Annotated in this window: 21 protein-coding genes and 2 tRNA genes; 17 read left to right on the forward strand and 6 right to left on the reverse strand. The window is 70.3% G+C overall.

Going from position 1 to position 23473, the window contains the following annotated elements:
• Positions 1-116: 116 nt before the first annotated feature.
• Positions 117-683, forward strand: coding sequence for a PPA1309 family protein (locus M4D54_RS01490; protein WP_193864773.1), 567 nt, complete (start codon positions 117-119; stop codon positions 681-683).
• Positions 684-756: 73 nt separating this feature from the next.
• Here M4D54_RS01490 and M4D54_RS01495 read toward each other — a convergent pair whose 3' ends face one another.
• The gene (locus M4D54_RS01495) at positions 757-1269 is read right to left on the reverse strand and encodes a single-stranded DNA-binding protein (protein WP_228018485.1); all 513 of its coding nucleotides are present in this window, start codon (positions 1267-1269) and stop codon (positions 757-759) included.
• Positions 1270-1485: 216 nt separating this feature from the next.
• Positions 1486-2115 carry a superoxide dismutase gene (locus tag M4D54_RS01500; protein WP_259788930.1) on the reverse strand — a complete coding sequence of 210 codons (630 nt, stop codon included), beginning with the start codon at positions 2113-2115 and terminating at the stop codon, positions 1486-1488.
• A 223-nt stretch (positions 2116-2338) separates the two neighbouring features.
• Between M4D54_RS01500 and M4D54_RS01505 the strand changes: the two genes are divergently transcribed.
• The 3 genes from M4D54_RS01505 (at position 2339) to M4D54_RS01515 (ending at position 8140) form a co-directional block, all read left to right on the forward strand.
• Positions 2339-7066 (forward strand): DEAD/DEAH box helicase, encoded by a 4728-nt coding sequence (locus M4D54_RS01505; protein ID WP_396121461.1) that lies wholly within the window; start codon positions 2339-2341, stop codon positions 7064-7066.
• 54 nt (positions 7067-7120) lie between these two features.
• Positions 7121-8020 carry a DNA-formamidopyrimidine glycosylase family protein gene (locus tag M4D54_RS01510; RefSeq protein WP_193864770.1) on the forward strand — a complete coding sequence of 300 codons (900 nt, stop codon included), beginning with the start codon at positions 7121-7123 and terminating at the stop codon, positions 8018-8020.
• Positions 8021-8067: 47 nt separating this feature from the next.
• Positions 8068-8140, forward strand: a tRNA-Arg gene (locus M4D54_RS01515).
• Positions 8141-8867: 727 nt separating this feature from the next.
• Here the strand turns inward: M4D54_RS01515 and M4D54_RS01520 are convergent.
• Positions 8868-9395 carry a thioesterase family protein gene (locus M4D54_RS01520; protein WP_193864769.1) on the reverse strand — a complete coding sequence of 176 codons (528 nt, stop codon included), beginning with the start codon at positions 9393-9395 and terminating at the stop codon, positions 8868-8870.
• A 67-nt stretch (positions 9396-9462) separates the two neighbouring features.
• On the opposite strand from M4D54_RS01520, the gene orn reads away from it, so the two are divergent.
• Complete coding sequence (orn, locus tag M4D54_RS01525) at positions 9463-11469, forward strand: oligoribonuclease (RefSeq protein ID WP_193864768.1); 2007 nt, start codon at positions 9463-9465, stop codon at positions 11467-11469.
• A 61-nt stretch (positions 11470-11530) separates the two neighbouring features.
• On the opposite strand, the gene M4D54_RS01530 is transcribed toward orn, so the two are convergent.
• Positions 11531-11875, reverse strand: coding sequence for a thiamine-binding protein (locus M4D54_RS01530; protein ID WP_193864767.1), 345 nt, complete (start codon positions 11873-11875; stop codon positions 11531-11533).
• Positions 11876-12111: 236 nt separating this feature from the next.
• Here M4D54_RS01530 and M4D54_RS01535 point away from each other — a divergent pair, with 236 nt between their 5' ends.
• From M4D54_RS01535 to M4D54_RS01590, 12 genes are all read left to right on the forward strand, one after another.
• On the forward strand, positions 12112-12363 hold the full coding sequence (locus M4D54_RS01535; protein WP_193864766.1) for a hypothetical protein: 252 nt from the start codon (positions 12112-12114) through the stop codon (positions 12361-12363).
• 155 nt (positions 12364-12518) lie between these two features.
• A tRNA-His gene (locus tag M4D54_RS01540) sits at positions 12519-12594 on the forward strand.
• Between the two features lie 159 nt (positions 12595-12753).
• Positions 12754-13455: a TVP38/TMEM64 family protein gene (locus M4D54_RS01545; RefSeq protein WP_193864765.1), complete on the forward strand. Its 702-nt coding sequence runs from the start codon at positions 12754-12756 to the stop codon at positions 13453-13455.
• Between the two features lie 308 nt (positions 13456-13763).
• Positions 13764-14552 (forward strand): NAD(P)-dependent oxidoreductase, encoded by a 789-nt coding sequence (locus tag M4D54_RS01550; protein WP_193864764.1) that lies wholly within the window; start codon positions 13764-13766, stop codon positions 14550-14552.
• Complete coding sequence (locus tag M4D54_RS01555) at positions 14549-15235, forward strand: Pr6Pr family membrane protein (protein WP_259889824.1); 687 nt, start codon at positions 14549-14551, stop codon at positions 15233-15235. Before M4D54_RS01550 ends, M4D54_RS01555 begins: the two co-directional genes overlap by 4 nt.
• 10 nt (positions 15236-15245) lie before the next feature.
• Positions 15246-16430 carry a cytochrome P450 gene (locus tag M4D54_RS01560; protein WP_193864911.1) on the forward strand — a complete coding sequence of 395 codons (1185 nt, stop codon included), beginning with the start codon at positions 15246-15248 and terminating at the stop codon, positions 16428-16430.
• A 228-nt stretch (positions 16431-16658) separates the two neighbouring features.
• Positions 16659-17558, forward strand: coding sequence for an SDR family oxidoreductase (locus M4D54_RS01565; protein ID WP_228018481.1), 900 nt, complete (start codon positions 16659-16661; stop codon positions 17556-17558).
• A 255-nt stretch (positions 17559-17813) separates the two neighbouring features.
• Complete coding sequence (locus M4D54_RS01570) at positions 17814-18152, forward strand: metalloregulator ArsR/SmtB family transcription factor (protein ID WP_259889826.1); 339 nt, start codon at positions 17814-17816, stop codon at positions 18150-18152.
• Positions 18153-18372: 220 nt separating this feature from the next.
• Positions 18373-18783, forward strand: coding sequence for an ABC transporter substrate-binding protein (locus tag M4D54_RS01575; RefSeq protein ID WP_259889828.1), 411 nt, complete (start codon positions 18373-18375; stop codon positions 18781-18783).
• Positions 18783-19802 (forward strand): cation transporter, encoded by a 1020-nt coding sequence (locus M4D54_RS01580; protein WP_193864762.1) that lies wholly within the window; start codon positions 18783-18785, stop codon positions 19800-19802. The genes M4D54_RS01575 and M4D54_RS01580 overlap by 1 nt, the downstream gene beginning before the upstream one ends.
• Before the next feature lie 89 nt (positions 19803-19891).
• Positions 19892-21076 carry a zinc-dependent alcohol dehydrogenase gene (locus tag M4D54_RS01585; RefSeq protein ID WP_193864761.1) on the forward strand — a complete coding sequence of 395 codons (1185 nt, stop codon included), beginning with the start codon at positions 19892-19894 and terminating at the stop codon, positions 21074-21076.
• 6 nt (positions 21077-21082) lie between these two features.
• Positions 21083-21658 (forward strand): cysteine hydrolase family protein, encoded by a 576-nt coding sequence (locus M4D54_RS01590; RefSeq protein ID WP_193864760.1) that lies wholly within the window; start codon positions 21083-21085, stop codon positions 21656-21658.
• A 162-nt stretch (positions 21659-21820) separates the two neighbouring features.
• Here the strand turns inward: M4D54_RS01590 and M4D54_RS01595 are convergent, their stop codons facing one another.
• Together M4D54_RS01595 and M4D54_RS01600 are read right to left on the reverse strand one after the other, a co-directional pair.
• Positions 21821-22777, reverse strand: a complete 957-nt coding sequence (locus M4D54_RS01595; RefSeq protein WP_193864759.1) for an NYN domain-containing protein — start codon at positions 22775-22777, stop codon at positions 21821-21823.
• Between the two features lie 14 nt (positions 22778-22791).
• Complete coding sequence (locus M4D54_RS01600) at positions 22792-23430, reverse strand: biotin transporter BioY (protein ID WP_193864758.1); 639 nt, start codon at positions 23428-23430, stop codon at positions 22792-22794.
• Positions 23431-23473 lie beyond the last annotated feature (43 nt).

Raw genomic sequence — 23473 nt, forward strand, 5'->3', positions numbered from 1 at the left:
TCGGGCCCGCGGCCGCGACAGGCGCGGTGGGGGTCCGGGTACAGTGTGGTGCCCCCGCTGACGGCGGTGGCCCGTCCATTCTCTCAGGCGAACCTGTAAGGGAACCTCTCGATCTGATGACGAATCCGAGCCCTGACCCCCTTGATGCGCCCACGGCTGCCCTCGCCGCGGCAGTGCTGGAGATCGCCCGGCATGTCGAAGGCGAGCCGCTCGCCGCACCGCGCTGGTTCGCGCTGGCCAACGGTGCCCAGCTCCTCACGCAGCAGCCGGGGCTCGCGGCTCTGCTGGGAGAGGAGTCGGCGGCAGTGATGGCCGGCGACGAACTGCAGCTGATCTCCATCGAGCTCGACGAGACTGCTGATGCGGACAGTGCCGACCCGCTTCGCGCCCTGGCCCACGTCGAGTGGCCGGTGATGGCCGCCGGCGGAGTACTCGCCTGCGACCTCGCTCCCGAGCAGTGGTCCGTGCGCGAGGACGACGGCCCCAGCGCAGCCACCCCCGGGGCGGTGAGTGATCATGGGGCCGGCAGTACGGGACCACTGCGCATCGTGGTCGGCGCGCTCGAGGACGGCACCACGTGGTCGGCCCTGCAGCGTGACGGGGACCAGCAGTACACCCTGGGGGCCGCACTCCTCCCTGATCTGACCGCTGCACTGCTGGAGAGCCTGCAGCCCGCCTCCTGAACGGAGCGGACGTGCTGCGACTCCCGAGCGCCGGTGCACCGGCAGCCCGGGAGCTGCGCAGCCGGGCCCGCACTCAGTGCGAGGCCACCAGCGAGTCGTCAGCGGCCGTGTCCTGGTCGACCAGGCCCTCGGCACCGCCGTAGCCCAGCCCCTCCGATCCCCCCGCGGGGGCATCGTCCTTGATCTCGCCGGTGTCGTGATCGACGTCCGGGATGTCCGCCACTCGGGGCGGCTTGGTGAACTCGGCGGTCCCGAAGGTGAGGTCGTGGCCGATGGTCTCGGCGGTCAGCGTGAGCGAGTGGTACGTCCTACCGTCGTCCCCGGTCCACTCGGAGGTGCCCAGGCGGCCCGTGGCCACCAGCGGCTGCCCCTTCTTCACCGAGGCGATCACGTTGCGGGCCAGCTGGCGCCGTGCGTAGACGTTGACGAACTCGGTCTTGCGGTCGCTGTAGTCGTTGATGCTCGAATCGAAGTAGCGGGAGTTCACCGCGATGCGCACCATGGCGCTGATGTCGCCGTTGGGGAACTGCTTCTCACGGGGGTTGTCGGTGGCGTTGCCCACGACGGTGCTGCGGATCTCTTTCATGGTGGTGTCCTTCCTCGGTGCGGGGGCCGTCCCCGTCGTCGACTCCGTGCCGACCACCTCAGCGTGGCGAGCGCAGCGACGGGGGACCACCGGGTCACGGGGATTGGGGACGAACGGACTCTGGGGAGGAACTTCGTCGCCCACGACGACGGCCGGCCCCGCAGAGGGGACCGGCCGTCGGTCGTGGATCGGTGCGCGGCCGGGGCCGCGACGCGATCAGGCCTGGGGGACCACCAGGCCCGAGGCGTTGGTGCGGGCGTTCTCGAAGCGCGCCTGGACGTCAGCCCAGTTCACAATGTTCCAGATCGCCTCGACGTAGTCCGCCTTCACGTTCTGGTAGTCGAGGTAGAAGGCGTGCTCCCACATGTCCAGCTGGAACAGCGGGATCGTGGCCACCGGGACACCGTTCTGCTGGTCGTAGAACTGCTCGATGACCAGGTTGCCGCCGGCCGGCTCGTACGCCAGGACCGCCCAGCCGGAGCCCTGGATGCCCAGAGCAGCGGCGGTGAAGTGCTTGCGGAAGGCGTCGAAGGAGCCGAAGTACTCGTCGATTGCGGAAGCGAGCTCACCGGTGGGCTTGTCGCCGCCCTCCGGGGAGAGGTTCTTCCAGAAGATCGAGTGGTTGGTGTGGCCGCCCAGGTTGAAGGCGAGATCCTTCGAGAGCTGGTTGACGTTGCCGAACTCGCCGGACTCACGCGCCGCGGCCAGCTTCTCCAGGGCGGTGTTGGCGCCCTTGACGTAGGTGGCGTGATGCTTGGAGTGGTGAAGCTCCATGATCTGGCCGGAGATGGAAGGGGCCAGGGCCCCGTAGTCGTAGTCGAGATCCGGAAGCGTGTACTCCGCCATGTCGTCCATCCTCTCTGTTGGTCGTTCCGAACCCGAGGGGGTCCGGTGCCCTTCCATCCTGCCACGATCGTTCGAGGTGTGGTGAGGGGCCGCTGCACCCTCCGATCACGCGTTCAGGTGGAGAGGTCCAGATCGTCCCAGTCCCGGTGCGGGATCGGGGGCTGCCGCACCGCCCGATCCAGGGCCCACCGCGATCCGATCCGGTGTCCGATCCTGGTTCCGCATGCTGCCCCCCGCTCGCCGTCGTGCTGCGAGTGTCCCACCCACGGTCCACAATGGGGCGGTGGCACGACAGGACCGGGACGGCACCGCAGCAACGGGTACGGCGACCAGTGCGCTGGACCTGTTCAGCGCGCCCACTGCCCACTGGTTCCGCGAGGCGTTCGGCGCGCCCACGCCGGCGCAGGAGGGGGCCTGGCGCTCGGTGGCCGCGGGGCAGGACACCCTGGTGGTGGCGCCCACCGGGTCCGGGAAGACCCTCGCCGCGTTCCTCACTGCGATCGACCGGCTGGCCTTCGGACCTGAGGAGGACGCCCAGGAGCCGTCGGGCACCAGCGTCCTGTACGTCTCCCCGCTGAAGGCCCTCGGGGTGGACGTGGAGCGCAACCTCACCTCTCCCCTGGTGGGAACGATGCGGGCAGCGCAGCTGCTGGGCCATGCGCACCGATCGATCGAGGTGGGGGTGCGCACCGGGGACACCCCGCCCGCCGAGCGCAGGCGCCTGATCGCACATCCGCCGGACGTTCTGATCACCACCCCGGAATCGCTGTTCCTGATGCTGTCCTCCGCCGCCCGCGAGCAGCTGCGCTCGGTGCGCACGGTGATCGTGGACGAGGTGCACGCCGTGGCCGGCACCAAGCGCGGCGTGCACCTGGCCCTGTCGCTGGCGCGCCTGGATGCGCTCGCCGCGCACGCGATCCAGCGCATCGGCCTGTCGGCCACGGTGGAGCCGGCCGACGAGGTGGCGGCCTTCCTGGCCGGGAACGGTCGCGCGCAGGAGATGAGCGTGGTGCGGCCGCCCTCCCGGAAGGAGTGGGACCTGTCGGTGCGGCTGCCGGTGCCGGATCTCTCGGCGATCGAGCCCCCGGCCGACGCCGCCGATGAGGACGACGTGGCCGGCACGATCTGGCCGCACGTGGAACGCGCGGTGCTGGACGAGGTGCTCGCCCACCGCTCCACCATCGTGTTCACCAACTCCCGCCGCCAGGCCGAACGGCTCACCAGCAAGCTGAACCTGCTGCACCGCAGGCGCGCAGGCGCAGATGTCGACGACGTGGCCCGCGCCCATCACGGCTCCATGTCCAAGGAGCACCGCAAGCAGATCGAGGAGCAGCTGAAGGCCGGTGCCTTGCGCTGCGTGGTGGCCACCAGTTCCCTCGAGCTGGGGATCGACATGGGCGCGGTGGATCTGGTGATCCAGGTGGAGACCCCGTTCTCGGTGTCCTCCACCCTGCAGCGCATCGGCCGGGCCGGGCACGACGTGGGCGCCGTCTCCCACGGCATCGTCCACCCCCTGCACGCAGCGGACGTGGTGCGTGCCGCGGTCACCGTCGGCGAAGCGGTCGCGGGCAGGATCGAGCCGCTCACAGTGCCGCGCAACGCCCTGGACGTGCTCGCCCAGCACACCGTCTCCGCCGCTGTCGAGAACGACCTGGACGTCGAGGAGTGGTTCGAGCTGGTGCGCACCGCTCATCCGTACGCCGCTCTGCCTCGCTCCGCGTTCGACCAGACCATCGACCTGCTGGCTGGCCGCTACCCCTCCACCGCGTTCAGCGAGCTGCGCGCCCGCCTGGTTTACGACCACGAGCAGGGCACCCTCAGCGCGCGGCCAGGCGCGCAGCGCCTGGTGGTCACCAGTGGCGGCACCATTCCTGACCGCGGCCTGTTCCCGGTGTACATCGTGGCCGGGGACGACGACTCCCAGGCCCGGAGGGTGGGCGAGCTGGATGAGGAGATGGTGTACGAGTCGCGGCGCGGGGACGTGATCACCCTGGGCACCTCGTCCTGGCGGATCGAGGAGATCACCCACGACCGGGTGAGCGTCTCCCCCGCCTTCGGGCTGTCCGGGCGGATCCCCTTCTGGCACGGCGACGGGGTGGGCAGGGCCCCCTCACTGGGGCGGGCGATCGCGGGTTTCCAGTCCGAGATCTCTCGGCTCGAGGAGCCGGCGGCCCGCGAGCGCCTCGCTTCGCTGGGCCTGGACGAGAACGCCTCCGGCACCGTGATCGAGCATCTGGCCGAGCAGCGGGAGGCGACGGGGTCCGTGCCCGGCCCCCAGCACCTGGTGGTCGAGAGGTTCCTGGACGAGCTCGGCGACTGGCGCGTCGTGCTGCACAGCGCGCTCGGGCAGCGGATCAACGCGCCCTGGGCCCTGGCCGTCGGGGCCCGCGTCGAGGAGCGGTACGGCCTGGAGGGCCAGGTGATGGCGGCCGATGACGGGATCGTGCTGCGCATCCCCCACGGGGAGGAGCCGCCGGGGGCGGATCTGTTCGTGTTCACGCCTGAGGAGATCGACGAGGAGGTGCGGCGTCTGGTGGGCAGCTCAGCGCTGTTCGCCTCACGCTTCCGGGAGTGCGCAGCCCGCGCCCTGCTGCTGCCCCGGCGGGATCCCCGCTCCCGGGCACCGCTGTGGCAGCAGCGCCAGCGCGCCGCGCATCTGCTGGATGTGGCTCGGCCCCACCCGCAGTTCCCGATCATGCTGGAGGCGGCACGGGAGTGCTTGCAGGACGTGTACGACCTGCCTTCCCTGGTGGAGCTGATGGGGCAGGTGGCCTCTCGCCGCGTACAGGTGCAGGAGGTGGAGACCACCGCCCCCTCCCCCTTTGCGCGTTCCCTGCTGTTCGGGTACCTGGCCCAGTTCATCTACGACACCGACGCCCCGCTGGCGGAGCGCCGCACGGTGGCTCTGACGCTGGACCAGTCGCTGCTGGCGGAGCTGCTGGGCACCGTGAGCCTGCGCGAGCTGCTGGATGCGGGCGTGATTGACGAGGTCACCCGGCGCCTGCAGGGCCTCACGGAGGAGCGCGCGCTGCGGGGCGCGGAGGATCTCGCCGATGCTCTGCGACGCCTGGGTCCGCTCACCGCTGAGGAGATCGCCCAGCGCGGCGCGGACGGCGTGGACACCGGTGCTGCGATCGCCCAGCTGGTGGAATCCCGGCGGGCGATCGAGGTGCGCATCGCGGGGACTGCTCGCTTCGCCGCTGCGGAGGATGCCGGCCTGCTGCGCGATGCTCTCGGTGCGGCTCTCCCGGCCGGCGTGGCCGAGGTGCACCTGGCTCCGGTCGATCATCCGGTCGAGGAGCTGGTCTCGCGCTGGGCCCGGTCCCGGGGCCCCTTCGATGTGGGCGCCGTGGTCCAGGCATGGGGACTGGCTCCCGGAGTGGCCCGCTCCGCTCTGGAGGCCCTGACCGCAAAGCGGGTGCTGAACCAGGGGGAGTTCACCCCGGGTCGCGAGGGCACGGAATGGGTGGACGCGGACGTGCTGCGACGCATCCGTCGGGCCAGTCTCGCCGCCTCACGCCGGCAGATCGAACCGGTGGGGCCGGAGGCGTACGGCCGGTTCCTGGCCGACTGGCAGCACTTGGCGCAGCGGCGGGATGCCGGCCGGCGGGACCGTGCCGCGTGGTCCGGCGCGGACGGAGTGCTGTCGGTGATCGATCAGCTCACCGGGGTGTCGCTGCCGCTGTCCACCTGGGAGGCCCAGGTGCTGCCCGCCCGGCTGCCGGATTACGCAGCCTCCACGCTCGATGGCCTGTTCGCGGCCGGGGAGCTCACCTGGACAGGGCACGGCCGTCTGGGTGCCGACGACGGCTGGATCCGTCTGCACCTGACCGACGCCCTGCCGCTCGGCGTGGACGCGCAGGAGGTGGAGCACGCCGCGTCAGCGCTGGAGGAGGGCTCGGTGGCCGCCCGGGTGCTGGACCTGCTGCGCTCCTCCCCCGGTGCGCTGCGACACGGGGAGATCCTGCGGGCCCTCGCCGATGACGGTGACGCCGTGGGCCCGGCCGATCTGACGGCGGCGCTGTGGGACCTGGCGTTCGCCACTCTCCTCACCAACGACTCCTTCGCCGTGCTGCGCACCCACGCCCTCGGCCCGGCCCCCCGCTCCGGTGCGCGCCGCGGCGGCCGTTCGCGTCCCGCCTCCCGTCGGGGAGCGGCACGGCTGTCGGCCGCCATGATGCGCACCGGCGCCACCACGCCAGCTGAGCTGGAGGTGGCAGCGGGGCCAACGGCCACGGGCCGCTGGTCAGCAGTGCGCGTGCAGCCGGTGGACGCCTCCGCGCGAGCGGCGGCGATCGCCACCCTGCTGATGGACCGGCACGGGGTCGTCACCCGCGGAGCGATGGACGTGGAGGCGATACCGGGATCGTTCGCAGCCGTGTACCGAGTGCTGTCCTCCCTGGAGGAGAACGGCTCCTGCCGGCGCGGCTACTTCATCGACGGGCTGGGCGCCTCGCAGTTCGCCCCCACCGAAGCGGTGGACCTGCTTCGCGACCGTGACCGCGAGCAGGAGGCACGTTCCCACGGGAACGCGACGGGCACGCAGTCCGGCTCGTCGTTCGCGGTGCTGGCCGCGACCGATCCCGCGAACCCGTACGGTGCGGCTCTGCCGTGGCCCGTGCTGCCGGTGGAGCCACCGGAGGGCGTGACCGCGCGCCCGGCTCGTCGGGCCGGTGCGATCGTGGTGCTGCGCGACGGCGAGGTGGCCGCCTTCGTGGACAAGGGCGGCAAGCACCTGCTGTGGTGGGCGGGGCAAGAAGCGAGTTCCGAGGTCGCAGTGCAGCTGGTGCGCTCGGTCGCGGAGGATGCGGTGCTGCCGGCGCTGGCGATCGAGCGGATCAGCGGGCGTCCGATCACTGCAGAGCAGAACGCGCCCGTGGTGGATGCGCTGGTGGCGGCCGGCTGCTACCGCTCCCCGCGGTCGGTACGGGTGCGGGCCGGGGGTCGCTGATGAGAACGGTCCCGGCACTGCGACGGTTCCGCGGGCGGCGCGGGGAGGTCGAGCATGCCTGAGGGCGATACCGTGCATCGGCAGTGCCGGGTGCTGCACGAGGCCCTGGCCGGCGCCGTGCTCACCGTCGCGGATCTGCGTGTTCCCGGTGCGGCTACGGCGAACCTGGTCGGCTGGTCGGTGAGCGAGGTGGTGCCTCGGGGCAAGCACCTCCTGATCCGGCTGCTGCCACCCGAGGGCAGTATCGGCGATCCTGCACGCCCGCCGCTCACCTTGCACAACCATCTGATGATGGACGGGATCTGGCACGTGGACGGCAGGGCCCTGCGCTCCGGTGACACCTCGGCAGGACCGCGTCCCCCGCACACCCTGAGGATCCGCCTGCAGGCGCGGCACCCGGACGGCCGCACCGTGGTGGCGAGCGGCTACGACGTGAAGCAGGTGCGGCTGGTGCGCACGGCCGACGAGCACGAGCTGGTGGGCCATCTGGGTCCGGACCTGCTGGATCCGCGCTGGGGCGACCAGCACCGGGAACGGGCCGTGGCGAACCTGATAGCACAGGAGGATCGGGAGCTGGGCCTGGCACTGCTGGACCAGCGGGTGATGGCGGGGCTGGGCAACATCTACCGCTCCGAGCTGTGCTTCCTGCAGCGCGTCCACCCCACCGTGCCCGTCAGCAGCTGGCTGGCTGCGGGCGGGGAAGCCGGGGCGCTGGTGGATCTTTCCCGCCGACTGCTGGTGGTCAACAAGGACCGCGCAGTGAGGGTGACCACGGGCGGAATGATGGGCCGCGACGGTGACCTGTGGGTGTACGGGCGGGCCGGGAAGCCGTGCCGTCGCTGCGGAACCCGCATCCGCCGCGGCGAGATGGCCGATCCCAGCATCGAGGGCAGCACCGCCCGAGTGATCCACACCTGTCCCCGGTGCCAGGGTGAGCCTCCCGACGGCCGGTAGGATCGTGGCGCCGGTTCCACCCGGCACGTCGGCCCAGTCCGACGCCAGCCTCCATAGCTCAATGGATAGAGCAACGGCCTTCTAATCCGTGGGTTGCAGGTTCGAGTCCTGCTGGGGGCGCTCTGAGCCATACGAGGGGGGACCGGCATCACTACGCCCAGCGAGTCAGGACATTCACAGGCTCGAATCCATTGGTACCGCCACCCCTGGGTAGCGCTCGCGCTGACAGTGATTGGGGTCTGCCTGCTTGTCACTGCCCTGGCACTTCGCCTTCACGGTGATTCTGACGTCGACGCGGTCGCCTGCGAACTGCGCTCGTGGGCGATGTTCAGTGGGTTGTTCGCCTTCCTACTGGCGGGAGCGACCCTGGAGGAAAAGGCGCAGGAAGTCCTCGTCGCCAGAAGGCTGATGCTTCGGATCTTCCCCGCCGCTGATCAGACCCCTCCCCCTGTGACCCCGGCAGCCAGACGATGGTCGCCGATCGCCCGATGGTCTGGGCTCATCGTCTTCTTGATCGCGATGCTCTGGTCCATGGTCACGCTGGTCATGGAAGTAGCGGGGTACCTCGTTGGTCTGCTCTGACCGTTTACTGCTGCACCGAGAGGCCCTCTGACGCGGACATCTCCGTATCGGACACTCGGTCACGCAAACAGACAGTAGAAGCCGAGATGCAGCGCCGGTGGCACGTGCAGCGTGCCGGAGCGCGCACGGATGGTTGCGAAGACGACACCCATCGCAAGGATCCCCAGGGCCGGGAGCCAAGGGCGGCGCGGGTGCGGTAGCGCGACCACCGCCAGGATCTCCAGGGCCGCGCCGAGTCGGCGCCGTGCGGACTCGGCATCGTGCCTCACCGGTTGCGGGCGTGCCGCGCGGATTCCTGCGTCCAGTCCTGCACCCACGCTGGCACCTCTCGGTCAGCGGGCACGCCGCCCACCGCCTCGATCAGCTCGGCGCTGGTGACGGAACCGCCGGTCTTCTTCAGGAAGCGGGCGCGCACGACCGCATCGGCGATCAGCACCTCGCCGCGGTGGAAGCTCTGCTCCATGTACACCCAGGCCTCGTCGATGCCCATCACCCGGGTGCGCACCTCGAACTTCTCCCACAGCCGCAGGGACTTGCGGTAGGTGATGCCCTGACCGGCGACCACCGGGTACCAGCCCCGCTCCTGGGTGACCTTCCAGAAGCCCGAGCGGAGCATCAGGTCCATCCGCCCCAGGTCCAGGATCGACAGGTAGCGCCCGTTGTTCATGTGCATCAGCACGTCCAGGTCCAGCGGGTTCACCCGGAACGGGGTGCGGGCCGTGTCCCAGATGGACAGGCGGCGTCGGAACCTCACGCGCACCATCAGCACCAGCAGGCGGAAGAACAGGTTCACGTCGGCTCCTTCACCACGTCGGGGACCCGGGTGAGCCTACTGGAGGGTCACCCCGTAGTCTCTTCCCGTGAGCTCTTCTCCTACGCGCAGCAATCAGGACCGCATCATCTGGGTCGACTGCGAGATGACCGGCCTCGACAAGCAGCGAGATGCGCTGGTCGAGATCGCCGTCCTCGTGACCGACGCCGATCTGAACATCCTCGGGGACGGCGTCGACGTCGTGATCAAGCCTCCGGCGGAGGCGCTCACACAGATGGACCCCTTCGTGCGCACCATGCACACCACCTCGGGGCTGCTGGAGGAGCTCGACGGCGGGATGACCCTGGCCCAGGCGGAGCAGGCGTGTCTGGACTACGTGCGTCGGCACTGCCCGGAGCCGGGCAAGGCGCCCCTGGCCGGCAACAGCGTGGGCACCGACCGCGTGTTCCTGGACCGCGACGTGCCGAAGTTCGCCGGGCATCTCTCCTACCGCACCATCGACGTGTCCAGCCTCAAGGAGCTGGCCAAGCGCTGGTTCCCCCGCGTGTACTACAACATGCCCCGCAAGAACGGCGGCCATCGTGCACTGGCGGACATCCGCGAGTCGATCCAGGAGCTGAAGTACTACCGGCAGGTGCTGCTGGTGGCCGAGCCCGGCCCCACTACCGCCGAGGTGCAGGCCGCGGCGAAGTCCTTCGAACTGCCTGCCGTTGGCGCCCCCGCAGCTGCCACCACAGGGGACGCCGCAACCACCGAGAACGCTACGACCGCTGAGGACACCACCGTGACCATCGACTCCCCCGCAACCGAAGGCCCTGCCGGATCCACCGCGGAGGGTGCCACCGGCGCGCGCACTCCGTGGCTGGACGTGCCCGCGCACCGCACGTGGCTCGAGGGCGAGGGCGACGACCTGCTGGTGTTCGCGACCGACTCAGCACGTGAGGACGGCGGCTTCGCCTGGCTGGACGAGAACGGCGAGGCGGATCTCACCCGCCCCTCCGAGCTGTGGATCACCTGCCGCATGACCCACTGCTTCGCGCTCGGCCACATGATGGGCCGCCCCGAGTTCGGACGGTTCGCCGACCACGGCGTGGCCTCGCTACGCGGCGTGTTCCGCGACGCCGAGCACGGCGGCTGGTTCGCCTCCGTGGCCGACGGTCGGCCCGTGGACGACTCGAAGCAGGCCTACGCCCACGCCTTCGTGGTGCTCGCGGCGGCCTCCGCCACCGCGGCAGGCCGGCCCGGCGCCCGGGGCCTGCTGGACGCGGCGCTCGAGGTGCTGGATCAGAAGTTCTTCGACCACTCCGCCGGGATGAGTGTGGACACCTTCGACCGCACTTTCACCGAGTGCGAGGCCTACCGCGGCATCAACGCCAACATGCACACCGTCGAGGCGCTGCTGTCCGCGGCCGACGTCACCGGCGAGCGCCGCTGGCTGGACCGGGCCGTGGGCATCATGACCCGCGCGATCGACGAGTTCGCCCGCGGCAACGACTGGGCGCTTCCCGAGCACTTCGACGTGGACTGGAACCCGCTGCTGGACTACAACCGCGAGGAGCCCAACCACCCGTTCCGTCCCTACGGCGCCACCGTGGGCCACTGGATCGAGTGGGCTCGCCTGGTGCTGCACGCCCGCGCCGCCCTGCTGGCGGCCGACGGCTCCGCCCCGGAGTGGATGCTGGAGGCGGCCACGGCACTGATGGAGAAGTCCGCCGACAGCTTCGGCACGGACGGTGCGCCCGGGTTCGTGTACACCGTGGATTGGGACGGCACCCCAATGGCGCGCGAGCGTATGCACTGGGTGGCGGCCGAGGCCGTGGGTGCTGCAGCGGTGATGTACCGGGTGACCGGGGAGCGGGTGTGGGCCGAGCGCTACGAGCAGTGGTGGGAGTACATCTCCACCTACCTGCTCGATGCGGACGGGGGCTCCTGGTTCCACGAGCTCGATGCGGACAACGAGCCGCAGGGCGTGACCTGGCCGGGCAAGCCGGACGTGTACCACGCCTTCCAGGCCACGATCATCCCGCGCCTGCCCGTAACGCCCACGATGGCCGCTGCGCTGCGCGAGGGGATGCTGGACTCCAGCAGGGCCTGATCCCGGCGCGGATCAGTTGCGGCCCAGTGCCCGCTCCATCCGCTCGATCTTCCCGTCGAGCTCACCGGTGCGGGCCCAGTGCCCGCTCCATCCGCTCGATCTTCCCGTCGAGCTCACCGGTGCGGCCGGGCCGGATGTCGGCCTTCAGCACCAGGGACACGCGGGAGCCGTAGCGCCCTGCCGCGTCGGTGGCGCGGCGCACGACGTCCATCACCTCGTCCCACTCGCCCTCGATCTCGGTGAACATCGAGCTGGTGCGATGGGGCAGCCCCGAGTCCCGCACGATCCGCACGGCGGCAGCGACCGCGTCGTGCACACTGGCGCTGTCGGATCCCTCCTGCAGGGCCCGACGCAGGGTCGGGTCGGAGGGCTCACCGGTGGGCTGGACGGAGAAAGCGACGATCATGCGTCCCACTCTGCGCCGCGGCAGGTCCTCTGGCAACCCTCCCACCGCTGAGTGCCGGCGGATCAGTCCTGGCGGTCGTCGGGCCGCGACCGTCACCCGGCCGCGATGGGCAGCCGGCACATCCCGCGGATCGAGGACGCTCCGACGATCGTCGGAGGCATCCAGTCCCTTGGACGGGTCAGGTCGCGACCCCGGAGGGGTGGGTCAGTGCCGCAGCTGCTCCTAGCGTGGAGGCCATGAACATGGCACCCCTGCACGACGACTCCGACGGCCGGCCCGATCGGTCTGGACACGGTCCCGCCTCGCTGCTGTCCAACCCGTATGCGCTGATCGCTGCGGTGTTCGGCATGGTGGGCGTGGGCATGATGATCGGTGGCAACAACGCAGGCCTGCCGTTCCTGGTGACCGCCCTCAGTTTCCTGGTGATCAGCTTCGACGGGAGCGCCGAGGAGACTGATCCCCATCACCGGCCCGACACCCGCTCCTGATCGGCTCTCACCGCGTGGGCTGCGGCTCCGAACCCCTTGGTCAGCATCGTCCCGTCGATGCAACGCGTCTCACACGAACAGGTGGCCCACCAGGCCTGATCCAGACCCGCAGAGACGGTATGCTTGTCTCTCGTTGCGGTCGATGACTGCACATGGTGGTCGTAGCTCAGTTGGTAGAGCTCCTGGTTGTGGTCCAGGCGGTCGCGGGTTCAAATCCCGTCGATCACCCCAGAGAACGCCCTGGTGACAGGGCGTTTATCTTTTGCTCGGCGAGGTCCCCGGCATCGTGGCGGGCCGATGACCGCCTCGATCCGGCAGTGGCCTGCTGTCATCCGCTGTCCCTCACATGGGCATGGCGCAGCGCTCCGGAGCGCCGACTATCCTTGCGCGGTGTCCCACCCCCCTGACTCCTCGCGCACCGACGACGGCTTCCCCGTCATCCGGACCATCGGCCTGGTGATCGTCGCACTGGTGATGATCTGGCTGGCACTGACCGTGCGCCTGCCGGGCATGGACGCTCTGCGCGACCGGATCGACGACTTCGGCTTCTGGAGCTGGGCCGTGTTCATCCTGGTCTACGCGGGGGTGGCCCTCACCCCAATCCCGGTGACCGTCATGGCACTGGCCGGAGGCCTGCTGTTCGGGGTGACGATCGGCAGCGTGCTCTCGGTGATCGGAGCGATGCTGGGAAGCCTCGCCGGCTATGCGATCGCACGCGGTTTGGGCAGGGAGACCGTACTGCAGCTGCTGGGATCCCGCCGCAAGACCCTCGAGGAGCGGCTGGAGGACGCCGGCTTCGAGGCCGTGTTCACGCTGCGCGTGCTGCCGGGCATGCCGTACTGGCCGATCAACTACGCGGCCGGGGCCCTGGGCGTGCCGTTCCAGGTGTTCGCGGTCGCCTCCCTGGTCGCGTCGATCCCGGGCCAGGTGTCCCTGGTGGCGATCGGCGCGTTCCTGGGCCAGCCCACCGTCGCGATGGGGGCGGTGGTCGCCATCGCCTGGGTCGTGGTGATCGTGATGACGATCTGGGCGTGGCGATCGTGGAAGGGCACAGCGAGGCTCCCTCTGCCCGGGTCGTCCGACGGGGACTGAGACCGAAGCACGATCGGGCCGACGCCGCGGCCGTCTGGTAGGACTGAGCTTCCGCGGCCGTCCGACAGGACCGAGCTCCCGCGGCCAGCTGCTGCGGCACAACTGTTGCGGCACGGCTGCCGCGGCACGGCTGCTACGGCACTGCTGCCGCGTGCACGACCGCCCGGTCGTTGCCGGGCGTTCGTGCGCAGTAGAGCACCGCTGCCCCGCGCCTGCGCACCACGTCCGCCCTGCAGTCCCGGCCCCGACCGAACAGATGTGTGGGGACCGACGGGCCCCGCGGTGCCGCCGCCACCCATAATGGGGCCATGAACACGTCGACGAAGAAGCGAGTCCTCATCACCGGCGCCACCGGCGGGATCGGTTTGCACCTGTCCGAGGTGCTGGCCGGTGACTACGACATCGTCCAGCACGGTCGCACCCCCAAGAACGAGGAGCAGGAGAAAGTGCTCCAACGCGCGGACCTCGGCAACTACGACGAGGTGCTGGGCCTGATGGACGGCGTGGACACCGTGGTGCACATGGCCGGCTCCGCCTCCCCCGAATCGGACTGGGACTCCGTGCTGGAGGCCAACATCATCGGCCTGCGCAATGTGCTCGAGGCCGCGCGGGAGTCCGGCGTGAGGCGAGTCGTCTTCGCCTCCTCCAACCACGCGATGGGCATGTACGACCGGCATGAGCAGTGGCCGGTGTACCCCGATCAGCTCCCCCGCGGCGACTCCCTCTACGGGGTCTCCAAGATCTTCGGCGAGGCCCTGGGGCGCTTCTACCACGACGAGCACGGGCTGGACTTCATCGCGCTGCGCATCGGGTGGATGAGCGAGGACCCGTTCAGCGCGGACGAGGACATCCTGCACGCCATGTGGCTGAGCCCCGGCGATTGCGAGCAGGTGGTGCGCCGGGCGATCGAGGCCGAGGTGACCTTCGGTCTGTACTACGCGATCTCCGACAACCCCAACCGCCGCTGGTCCATGACCAACACGACCCTGGAGCTGGGGTACCGCCCCCAGGACTCCTGGACCGACCACGCGCCCGGCCCCGAGGACGTGGTGGAGGGCGGCGAGGACGTGCGGGACGACTGGCCCAAGGATTCATGAGCACGACCGCGGCCGCGACACGGCTGGTGGTCGCGCTGGCGGTCCTGACCGCACTGGTGTCCAACGCGGTCACCGCCTGGCAGGACGGCCTGCTCGCGCAGAACCTCTCCTACTTCACCAACCAGTCCAACCTCGCCTTCGTGCTGCTGGTGGCCACCGGGCTGCTGCTGCGGGGGCGCAGGCCGCCGTGGTTCGAGGACGCCCGCGGGGCAGTGGCGTTCTACCTGGTGATGACCGGGATCATCTACGCACTGCTGGTCGCGCCACTGGAGGAGCTCACCCGCTGGGACATCGGCTGGACCGGCATCGTGCTGCACCGCCTGGCGCCGGTGGCGGCACTGCTGGACTGGATGTTGACCCCGCGCACGCACCGCCCGCGCGCGGTGCGGATCCTGTGGTGGCTGCTGTACCCGGTGCTGTTCCTGGTGTTCACCTGGGTGCGGGGCGGGATCACGGGCTGGTACCCGTACGAGTTCCTTGATCCCACGGCCTCCTCCTGGACGCAGGTGCTGCTGACCACCGCGGTGGTGCTGGTCGCGTTCGTCTCCATCGCCGCCGTGATGCACCTGCTCGGCGGCCGCCTGCGCAGGCCCCTCCCGCCCCCGCCCGGACAGCCGGATGCGGCGATCCCAGCGGCGGTCCCACCGGACACATCGCCTCCGCAGCAGATGCAGCGCCCCTAGGCTTGAGCGCATGAGCATCCCCCTCTACGACCCCACCGGCGTCGAGCCCCGCTCGGCCACCGACGAACAGCGCGCCGAGGGCCCCCTGGCCCGCACCCCCGACGGCCACTGGATGGTGCTGGGGCATGCGGAGGCCGTCGAGGTGGCGCGCGATCACGAGGCGTTCTCCTCGGCCGTCTCCCGCTTCCTGCAGGTCCCCAACGGCCTGGACGGTGCCGAGCACACCGCGGTGCGCGTGGCCACCGATCCATTCTTCGGTCCCGAGGAGATGGCCGCCTTCGAACCAGCGCTGCGTCGGATCGCCCACGACCTGGTGGGCGAGCTGATCGCCGACGTGGGCCCCGCCGGCACCGAGATCGATGCCGTCTCCGCGATCGGAGCCGTGTTCGCCGTACGTGCGCAGACCGCCTGGCTGGGATGGCCTGCCCAGCTCGAGGGCGAGCTGCTGCAGTGGATGATGGACAACCGCGAGGCCACCCGTTCGGGCGAACTGGCCCGCACCGCCGAGGTGGCACAGCGCTTCGACGCCATCATCGACTCGGTGCTCGCGCCGCGACGGGAGCTCGGCGATGACGCACCCGAGGATGTCACCACCCGGTTGATGCGTCAGCGGGTCACCGTCTCCTCCGAGGACGGCGAGCCGGCCGGCGAGCGCCCACTGCGGGACGAGGAGATCGTCTCGATCCTGCGCAACTGGACCGGAGGCGACCTGGGCTCGATCGCGCTGTGCGCCGGGGTGTTGCTGTCCGCTCTGACCACCATGCCGCCGGTCGCAGAGCGACTGCGGGTGGGCAGCTACGCGGAGGCCTGCGCGATCGTGGACGAGCTGCTGCGGATCGACGACCCGTTCGTGCAGAACCGCCGCAGGGCCACCTGCCCGGTCACCCTCGCGGGCAACCGGATCGAGGAGGGCGAGAGGCTGATCATCCACTGGACCTCCGCCAACCGCGACGAGAGGGTGTTCGCGGATCCGGACCGCTTCGACCCCGAGGGCAATGCGCCGCACAACCTGGTGTGGGGCATCGGCAAGCACGTGTGCCCGGGCCGCCCCCTGGCCACGCTGGAGCTGGTGGTGCTGCTGCAGGAACTGCTGGCCGCAGCCGACGTCACGCCGGCCGAGACCGTGGGCCTCAGGTCCTTGGCGCCCACCGGCGGGTGGAGCCATGTCCCCGTGGTGCTGAGCCCCCGCGGCTGAGCGCCCGCTTCTGAGCCCCCGCTGCTGAGGACACCGGCGGTGAGCCCGCTGTGGGCGCACACGCACCCGGCGGGCCCGCTCCCTGCGGGCCTGCTCCCGACACATCCTGCTGCCCGTCGAACGGCCCGTCCGCGCCCTCCTTGCGACCTGTCGGTCGGCTCCCCTCTTCCGGGCCGGTGGCTCGTACGCCTACGGTGAAGGCATCCTGCCACCGTCGAAAGGACCGGCATGACCGCCAAGGACCAGCTCGTCTTCTGCAACCCCGTCACCCGATTCCCCGAGATCACCCCACCGAAGCAGGACCAGCCCGAGCCCGGCCTGGATGCCGAGCTCGAGCCGCAGAGCGACCGCGGCGAGGACTCCTACCGCGGCACTGGCCGCCTCGAGGGCCGCAAGGCCCTGATCACGGGTGCGGACTCCGGCATCGGCGCGGCCGTGGCCATCGCCTTCGCTCGCGAGGGTGCGGACGTGGCCCTGTCCTACCTGCCCGCCGAGGAGGAGGACGCCCAGCACGTCAAGAAGGTCATCGAGGAGACCGGCCGCAAGGCCGTCCTGCTGCCCGGTGACCTGAGCAAGAAGGACTTCTGCACCCAGGTGGTGGAGGACGCCGTGCGTGAGCTGGGCGGCCTGGACGCCCTGGTGAACAACGCCGGCAAGCAGATCGCCCTGGAGGACCTGGCGGAGCTGGACGACGAGCAGTGGACCACCACCTACGAGGTCAACATCCACGCCATCTTCCGTATCACCAAGGCCGCCCTGAAGCACCTGCCGGCGGGCTCCACGATCGTGAACTCCACCTCGATCCAGGCGTACGAGCCCTCCCCCACCCTGGTCCACTACGCCTCCACCAAGGCCGCGATCAACAACTTCACCAAGGGGCTGGCCCAGCAGCTCGCCCCCAAGGGCATCCGTGTCAACGCCGTGGCACCGGGACCGATCTGGACGCCGCTGCAGGTCAGCGACGGCCAACCCAAGGAGGCCCTTCCCGAGTTCGGCAAGAGCACACCCCTGGGCCGCGCCGGCCAGCCCACCGAGCTGGCCCCGGCCTATGTGTTCCTGACCTCCTCGGAATCCAGCTACGTGTTGGGCGAGACCCTCAACGTCAACGGCGGCATGCCCTCCCCGTGACCGGAGCCGCCGCACTGGATCTCCGCCCGGCGCGCCGTGCCTGACGCCCGCCCCTCCTCTCATGGATGGGGCGGGCGTTCGCTGTGACAGCTCGGCCGCGCCATCCGATTTGTCATGCTTGGCGATGTGCGGGACGGGAATGCCCTTTCCAGCCCGGAACTGTCGCCGGCGCCTCACAGGCGTCCCTCCGTTCGTCACCGACCCTGCCGGAGAGGATAGGGAGCAGGGACGGCCCTGCAGCAGCACTGAGAAGACTTGCACTTCCTCCAGATCCGCCGTACAGCTGCGCTGCGCGAGGGTGAGATGCCCGTGGGGGCGCTCGGCGAGGCCGTCGGCAAGCCCGTGCCCGCGGTGTCCCAGCACCTGGCGAAGCTGCGGATGACGGCGATGGTGGAGTGCCATCAGGAGGGCAACCGCGTGTTCTACCGGTTGACCAACGACCATGCCGCACGGCTCGTGACCGACGCGATGCACCAGGCGGAGCACGCCGCGTCCCCGAACCCGCCGCGTCCCCGAACCCGCCGCGTCCCCGAACCCGCCGCGTCCCCGAACCCGCCGCATCACCGGACCGGAGGGTCGGGACCGCGGGGCTGACCTTGGACCCCCGCGGAGTAGGGTGGCCGGCATGTCCTCGTGGCCATCGGTCGCATCAGCGACAGCGCCGTTCTCCCCCGCCAGTCACCTTCCGACTCGTGAGCCGGCCATGCACCCCGGGCCTCTTGTCGGGCCCCGACGCGCACGGCTTCGCCGCACCGTCGCCGCGGCAGCAGCACTGATCGTGATGCTCCTGGTCACCACTGGGTGCCTGGGCTCGATGCCCCGGGATTCCCAGGGCACCCTGGACCGTGCGACCGGTGGCGTGCTGCGGGTGGGCGTCAGCGAGCATCCCCCTTTCACCGTCGTCGGGGAGAACGGAGATGTCAGCGGGGAGGAGGTCGATCTTATTCAGCAGTACGCCGCCGGCATCGACGCCCGGATCGAGTGGACCGCGGGACCGGAGAGTGTGCTGTCCGAGGCGATGAAAAACGGTGACCTCGACGTGGTGATCGGCGGGTTCACCGCCGATGCCCCCTGGACCAGCACCATCGCCTTCACCCGCCCCTACACCACCCTGGAGCGGCCCGACGGTTCGACCGCGAAGGTGGTGATGGGCGTTCGGCCCGGGGAGAACGCCCTGATGGTCGACCTGGAGCTGTTCCTGGCCCGAGCGGCGGGCGAGATCTGATGGCACAGCACACGGACCCGGGCGGAACAGGCGCGCACGGCGCAGCCCAGGGGCACCATGCGATGGGCGAGCAGCAGCGCGAGACCCTGCGCCGTGCGATCCGCCTGGAATGGATCACGATCGCGTGGGTGAGCGCCACCGTGGTGCTGGTGGGGCTGGTGGCCGGCCAGTCCCAGGCCATGCGCGCCGCCTGGGCGGAGGATGCCCTGTCCCTGCTGCCGCCGGTCGCCTTCCTGGTCGCCACCCGGTTCATCCGCCGCCCCTCGAGCCGATCGCACCCATACGGCCACCATCGGGCGATCGGCGTGGCGCACCTGGTGGCGGCTCTGGCCCTGCTGGGCATGGGCAGCTATCTCGCGATCAGTTCCGCGATGGGTCTGATCCGGGTGGAGCGGCCTCCGGTGGGGCTGATGGTGATCTTCGGACAGCCGATCTGGACGGGGTGGCTGATGATCGCGGTCATGGTGGTCACCAGCCCCGGGCCCGTGGTGCTGGGGCGTCTGAAGAAGAGGCTCGCCGAGGACCTGCACGACAAGGTGCTCAGCGCCGACGGCGACATGGGCAGCGCCGACTGGCGCACCGCGATCGCCACCGTGGTGGGCGTGCTGGGGATCGGCATCGGCTGGTGGTGGGCCGACGCCGTGGCTGCGATCATCGTGTCGGTCTCGATCATCAAGGACGGCGTGCACAACCTGTGGTCCGCCATCGCGGGGCTCACCGACACCGAGGCCCGCACGGTCGATGGCTCCGAGCCGCACCCGCTGACCCTGGAGGTGGAGCAGCGGGCGCTCGCAGAGCCCTGGGTCGCCGATGCGTCGGCTCGCGTGAGGGACCTGGGCCACGTGTTGCACGTCGAGCTGTTCGTGGCGCCGCACGCGGGTATTGCTCCGCAGCTGGAGCAGCTGGAGGCGCTGCACCGCCGGGTGTGCGAGCTGGACTGGAAGGTGGACGACGTGGTGGTGGTGCCCTGCAGAGAACTGCCGTCCTCCCAGACCTTTCGGTCGACGCTCAGGGACTGAGCATCCCCCCTCGTTAAGGTGGAGGGCACGCTCGGGCAGCCGGATCCGGAATCGGATCGGCACCCGCACACCAAAACGGAGGCCGGATCATGAAGGCAGTCACCTGGCAGGGAACTCGGAAGGTCAGTGTCGAGGAGGTGCCGGATCCCGGCATCCAGCAGCCCACCGATGCGGTGATCGAGGTGACCTCCACCGCCATCTGCGGCTCTGATCTGCACCTGTACGAGGTGCTGGGTCCCTTCATGAGCGAGGGAGACGTGATCGGCCACGAACCCATGGGGATCGTGGTGGAGACCGGATCCGAGGTCACCCACGTGCGGGCCGGCGACCGGGTGGTGGTCCCCTTCACCATCTCCTGCGGGCACTGCGCGATGTGCACCGCGGGCCTGCAGTCCCAGTGCGAGACCACCCAGGTCACCGAGTACGGCTCCGGGGCGGCCCTGCTGGGCTACTCCAAGCTGTACGGGCAGGTGCCCGGTGGGCAGGCCCAGTTCCTGCGCGTCCCCCACGCGGACTACGGGCTGGTGAAGGTGGGCACCGAGCTGCCCGACGAGCGCTACCTGTTCCTCAGCGACATCCTTCCCACCGCCTGGCAGGCCGTGAAGTACGCCGACGTCCCCGCTGGCGGCACCCTCGCGGTGCTGGGCCTGGGGCCGGTGGGCCAGTTCTGCGCGCGCATCGGCCTGCACCTGGGCTCACGAGTGGTCGCCATCGATCCCGTGCCCGAGCGCCGCGAGATGGCCTCCCGCCATGGGGTGGAGGTGTTCGACATGGGCAAGGACGGCATCGAGGCCATCCGGGAGTCCACGTCCGGTCGGGGGCCCGACGCCGTGGTCGATGCGGTGGGGATGGAGGCGCACGGCAGCCCCGTGGCCGGCCTCGCCCATCGCGCCACCGCGCTGCTTCCGGACGCGGTGGCGCGGCCGATGATGCAGCACGCCGGACTGGATCGCCTGCAGGCTCTGCACACCGCCATCGAGCTGGTGCGCCGCGGGGGCACGGTGTCCCTCAGCGGCGTGTACGGGGGCGCGGCCAGCCCCATGCCATTGCTGACCATGTTCGACAAGCAGCTGCAGCTGCGGATGGGCCAGTGCAACGTGCGCTCCTGGACCGACGAGCTCCTGCACCTGGTGGAGGATTCGGCCGATCCGCTGGGAACCGGCGATCTGGTCACCCACCGGCTGCCGCTGTCGCAGGCACCGGCGGCCTACGAGATGTTCCAGAAGAAGCAGGACGGCTGCATCAAGGTGGTTCTGGAGCCGAAGAAGGGCTGATTCCTGGTGACCGCATCCCCCACCGAGCACCGGGACGCACTGCTGCTGGTGGACCTGCAGGAATCGTTCTTCGAGACCCCGGAGCTGAAGGAGCGCCGGGCCGTGGTGGCCGAGGCCGCCAACCGGCTGCGCCAGGCCGCGGATGGGGCAGGCGTGCCCGTGTTCGTCATCACCACCGTGCACAGCCGGGACCGCTCCACTTGGACCCTGTCCATGCTGGAGGACGAGCAGGGCTACCTGTTCTCAGGCGACCCGGGCACGGAGGTGATCCACGAGCTGGACACCGAGCGCACCACGCGGCTGGAGAAGACGCGAGACAGCGCTTGGTTCGGCACGGATCTGCTGCTGCGAGTGCACAATCTCGGCGTGGACCGGGTGGTGATCGCGGGGGTGTCCACCCACGCGTGCATCGCCCAGACCGCCCGGGACGCCTACGCCAACAACATCCGGGCCGCGATCGTGCCCGACGCGATCGGCGATGAGCGACCCGACCACCGCGAAATGGTGCTGGACCAGCTGGTGGAGGACCGCCAGGCCGAGCTGGTCCCGCTGGAGGAGGTCATCGGCACCTGGAAGGAGTGACGCCGTCCGCTGAGCGCCGTCGGGGGCAGGTCACGACTGCTCTCACGGGCATCGGGCCGGCCTGTTTCCTATGGTCGAAGAATGAGCGGGCCAGCAGATCCAGGAGGCCAACCCCCAGCGCGCAGCTGCACATGTACCCGCAGGCCGGGCACATGTTCGCAGTCACTCGGTGGAGCGGACCAGCCGTTCGTGTCCGGTCTCCTCCAGCTGGGCGATGTCGGAGTTCGCCTTCAGGAAGTCGCTGAAGGACTTGTAGCCCAGGGCCTTCTCGCTGAAGGAGGGATCCATGCGGCGCATGTGGGTCTTCACCGCGGAGCTGTGCAGCCAGTCCCCGTCCCCGCGATCGCCCAGCTGGAGGGCCCGCTGCAGCAGACGGGAGGCCGTCTCCTGCGGATCCTCCGCGGTCTCCTCCGGGTCCACCACGGCTCCGCTGGGCTCATCGACCGGATCGGTGTGCTCGTCGCTGGTGCCCGAGGAGTTCTTGGTGCTCCTGCCCTTGCCCTTCCCGGAGCCGCGGCCGCCGCGCGAGCGGCTGCTGTCAGCACTGTCGGGCCGGGTGACACCGGGCAGCTGGTCGTAGGCCTCGAACTCGTCGCAGGCGGCGGCCAGGGACTTGGCGGTGGAGCCGGTGACGCCCATCCCGATCACGTACCGGCCCAGGCGGCGGCAGCGCTGCGCGAGGGGCACGTAGTCGGAATCGCCGCCCACGATCACCACGTGGGTGAGGTCGGGGATGCGGAACATGTCCTCCACGGTGTCCACCGCGAGGCGGATGTCGGCACCGTTCTTGGCGTACGCCGCGGCAGGGAACAGCTGCACCAGGTCCACCGCACGCGCCACCAGCTGGGTGCGGTAGTCGGCGTTCAGCGGCGAGGACCAGTCCGCATAGGCGCGGGTGAGCATCAGGGAGCCGAACGAGGCGGCGTAGTCGATGATCGCGCCCACGTCCACCGTGGCCGCGGCCAGTTTCTCCGCGATCTCGGGATCGGTGATGTCCTGCGCGATCCGCTGGCGGTCACGGCTGTAAGCGTTGCGCCCGTGCACCCGGTCGTACCAGGACATGACGATGTTGTCGAAGTCGAGGTAGACGGCGACGCGGGGATCTGAGGTCTCTGCCATCCCCCCAGTCTGCCTCAGCGGCGCGAGTCCAGGGCACGCACCCCACGCCAGGCGGCAGGGATCACCAGTGCGGCGATCGCGGCCTTGACCAGTCCCCCGGCGATGAACGGGGTGACACCGACCGCGAGGATCCCGGCGAGGTCGTAGCCGGCGCCCATCACGACGTTGAGGACGTAGGCCATGTAGGGAACCCCCACCAGGAACGGGACGATGCTGGCGGCGACGAAGCCGATCATCGCCAGCCAGGGGCGGCGGTCCCAGGCCCGCTCGGCGAACCAGCCCGCGATGAACGCGGCGGGGATGAACCCGAGGATGAAGCCGAAGCTGGGCGTGGCCACCGCAGCAATGGTGCCGGTGAACCCGGCGAACACCGGCAGCCCGGCGAGTCCCGCACCCATGTAGGTCGTCAGTGCCGCGGCGCCCCGGCGTGCTCCGAGCGCGGCCCCGACGACGAGAACCCCGAGGGTCTGCCCCGTGATCGGCACGATCGGCAGCGGGATCGTGACCTGCGCGAGCAGCGCGACCAGCACCGCGCCGGCGAGCACGAGCGCCAGGTCGGTGAGCACGGTGGCGCGGGGCAGGATCGCGTCGGCCAGCACCGGGCGGCGGGCAGGCAGCGGAACAGCATGGGCGGCAGGGCTAGAGGCGGTCATCTCGCTCCTCGGGGACGGGGGTCTTTTGAGAGCCACACAGTAG

Origin of the sequence: Brachybacterium sp. p3-SID1565 (assembly GCF_025143785.1) — a bacterium.
Lineage (GTDB): Bacteria > Actinomycetota > Actinomycetes > Actinomycetales > Dermabacteraceae > Brachybacterium > Brachybacterium epidermidis.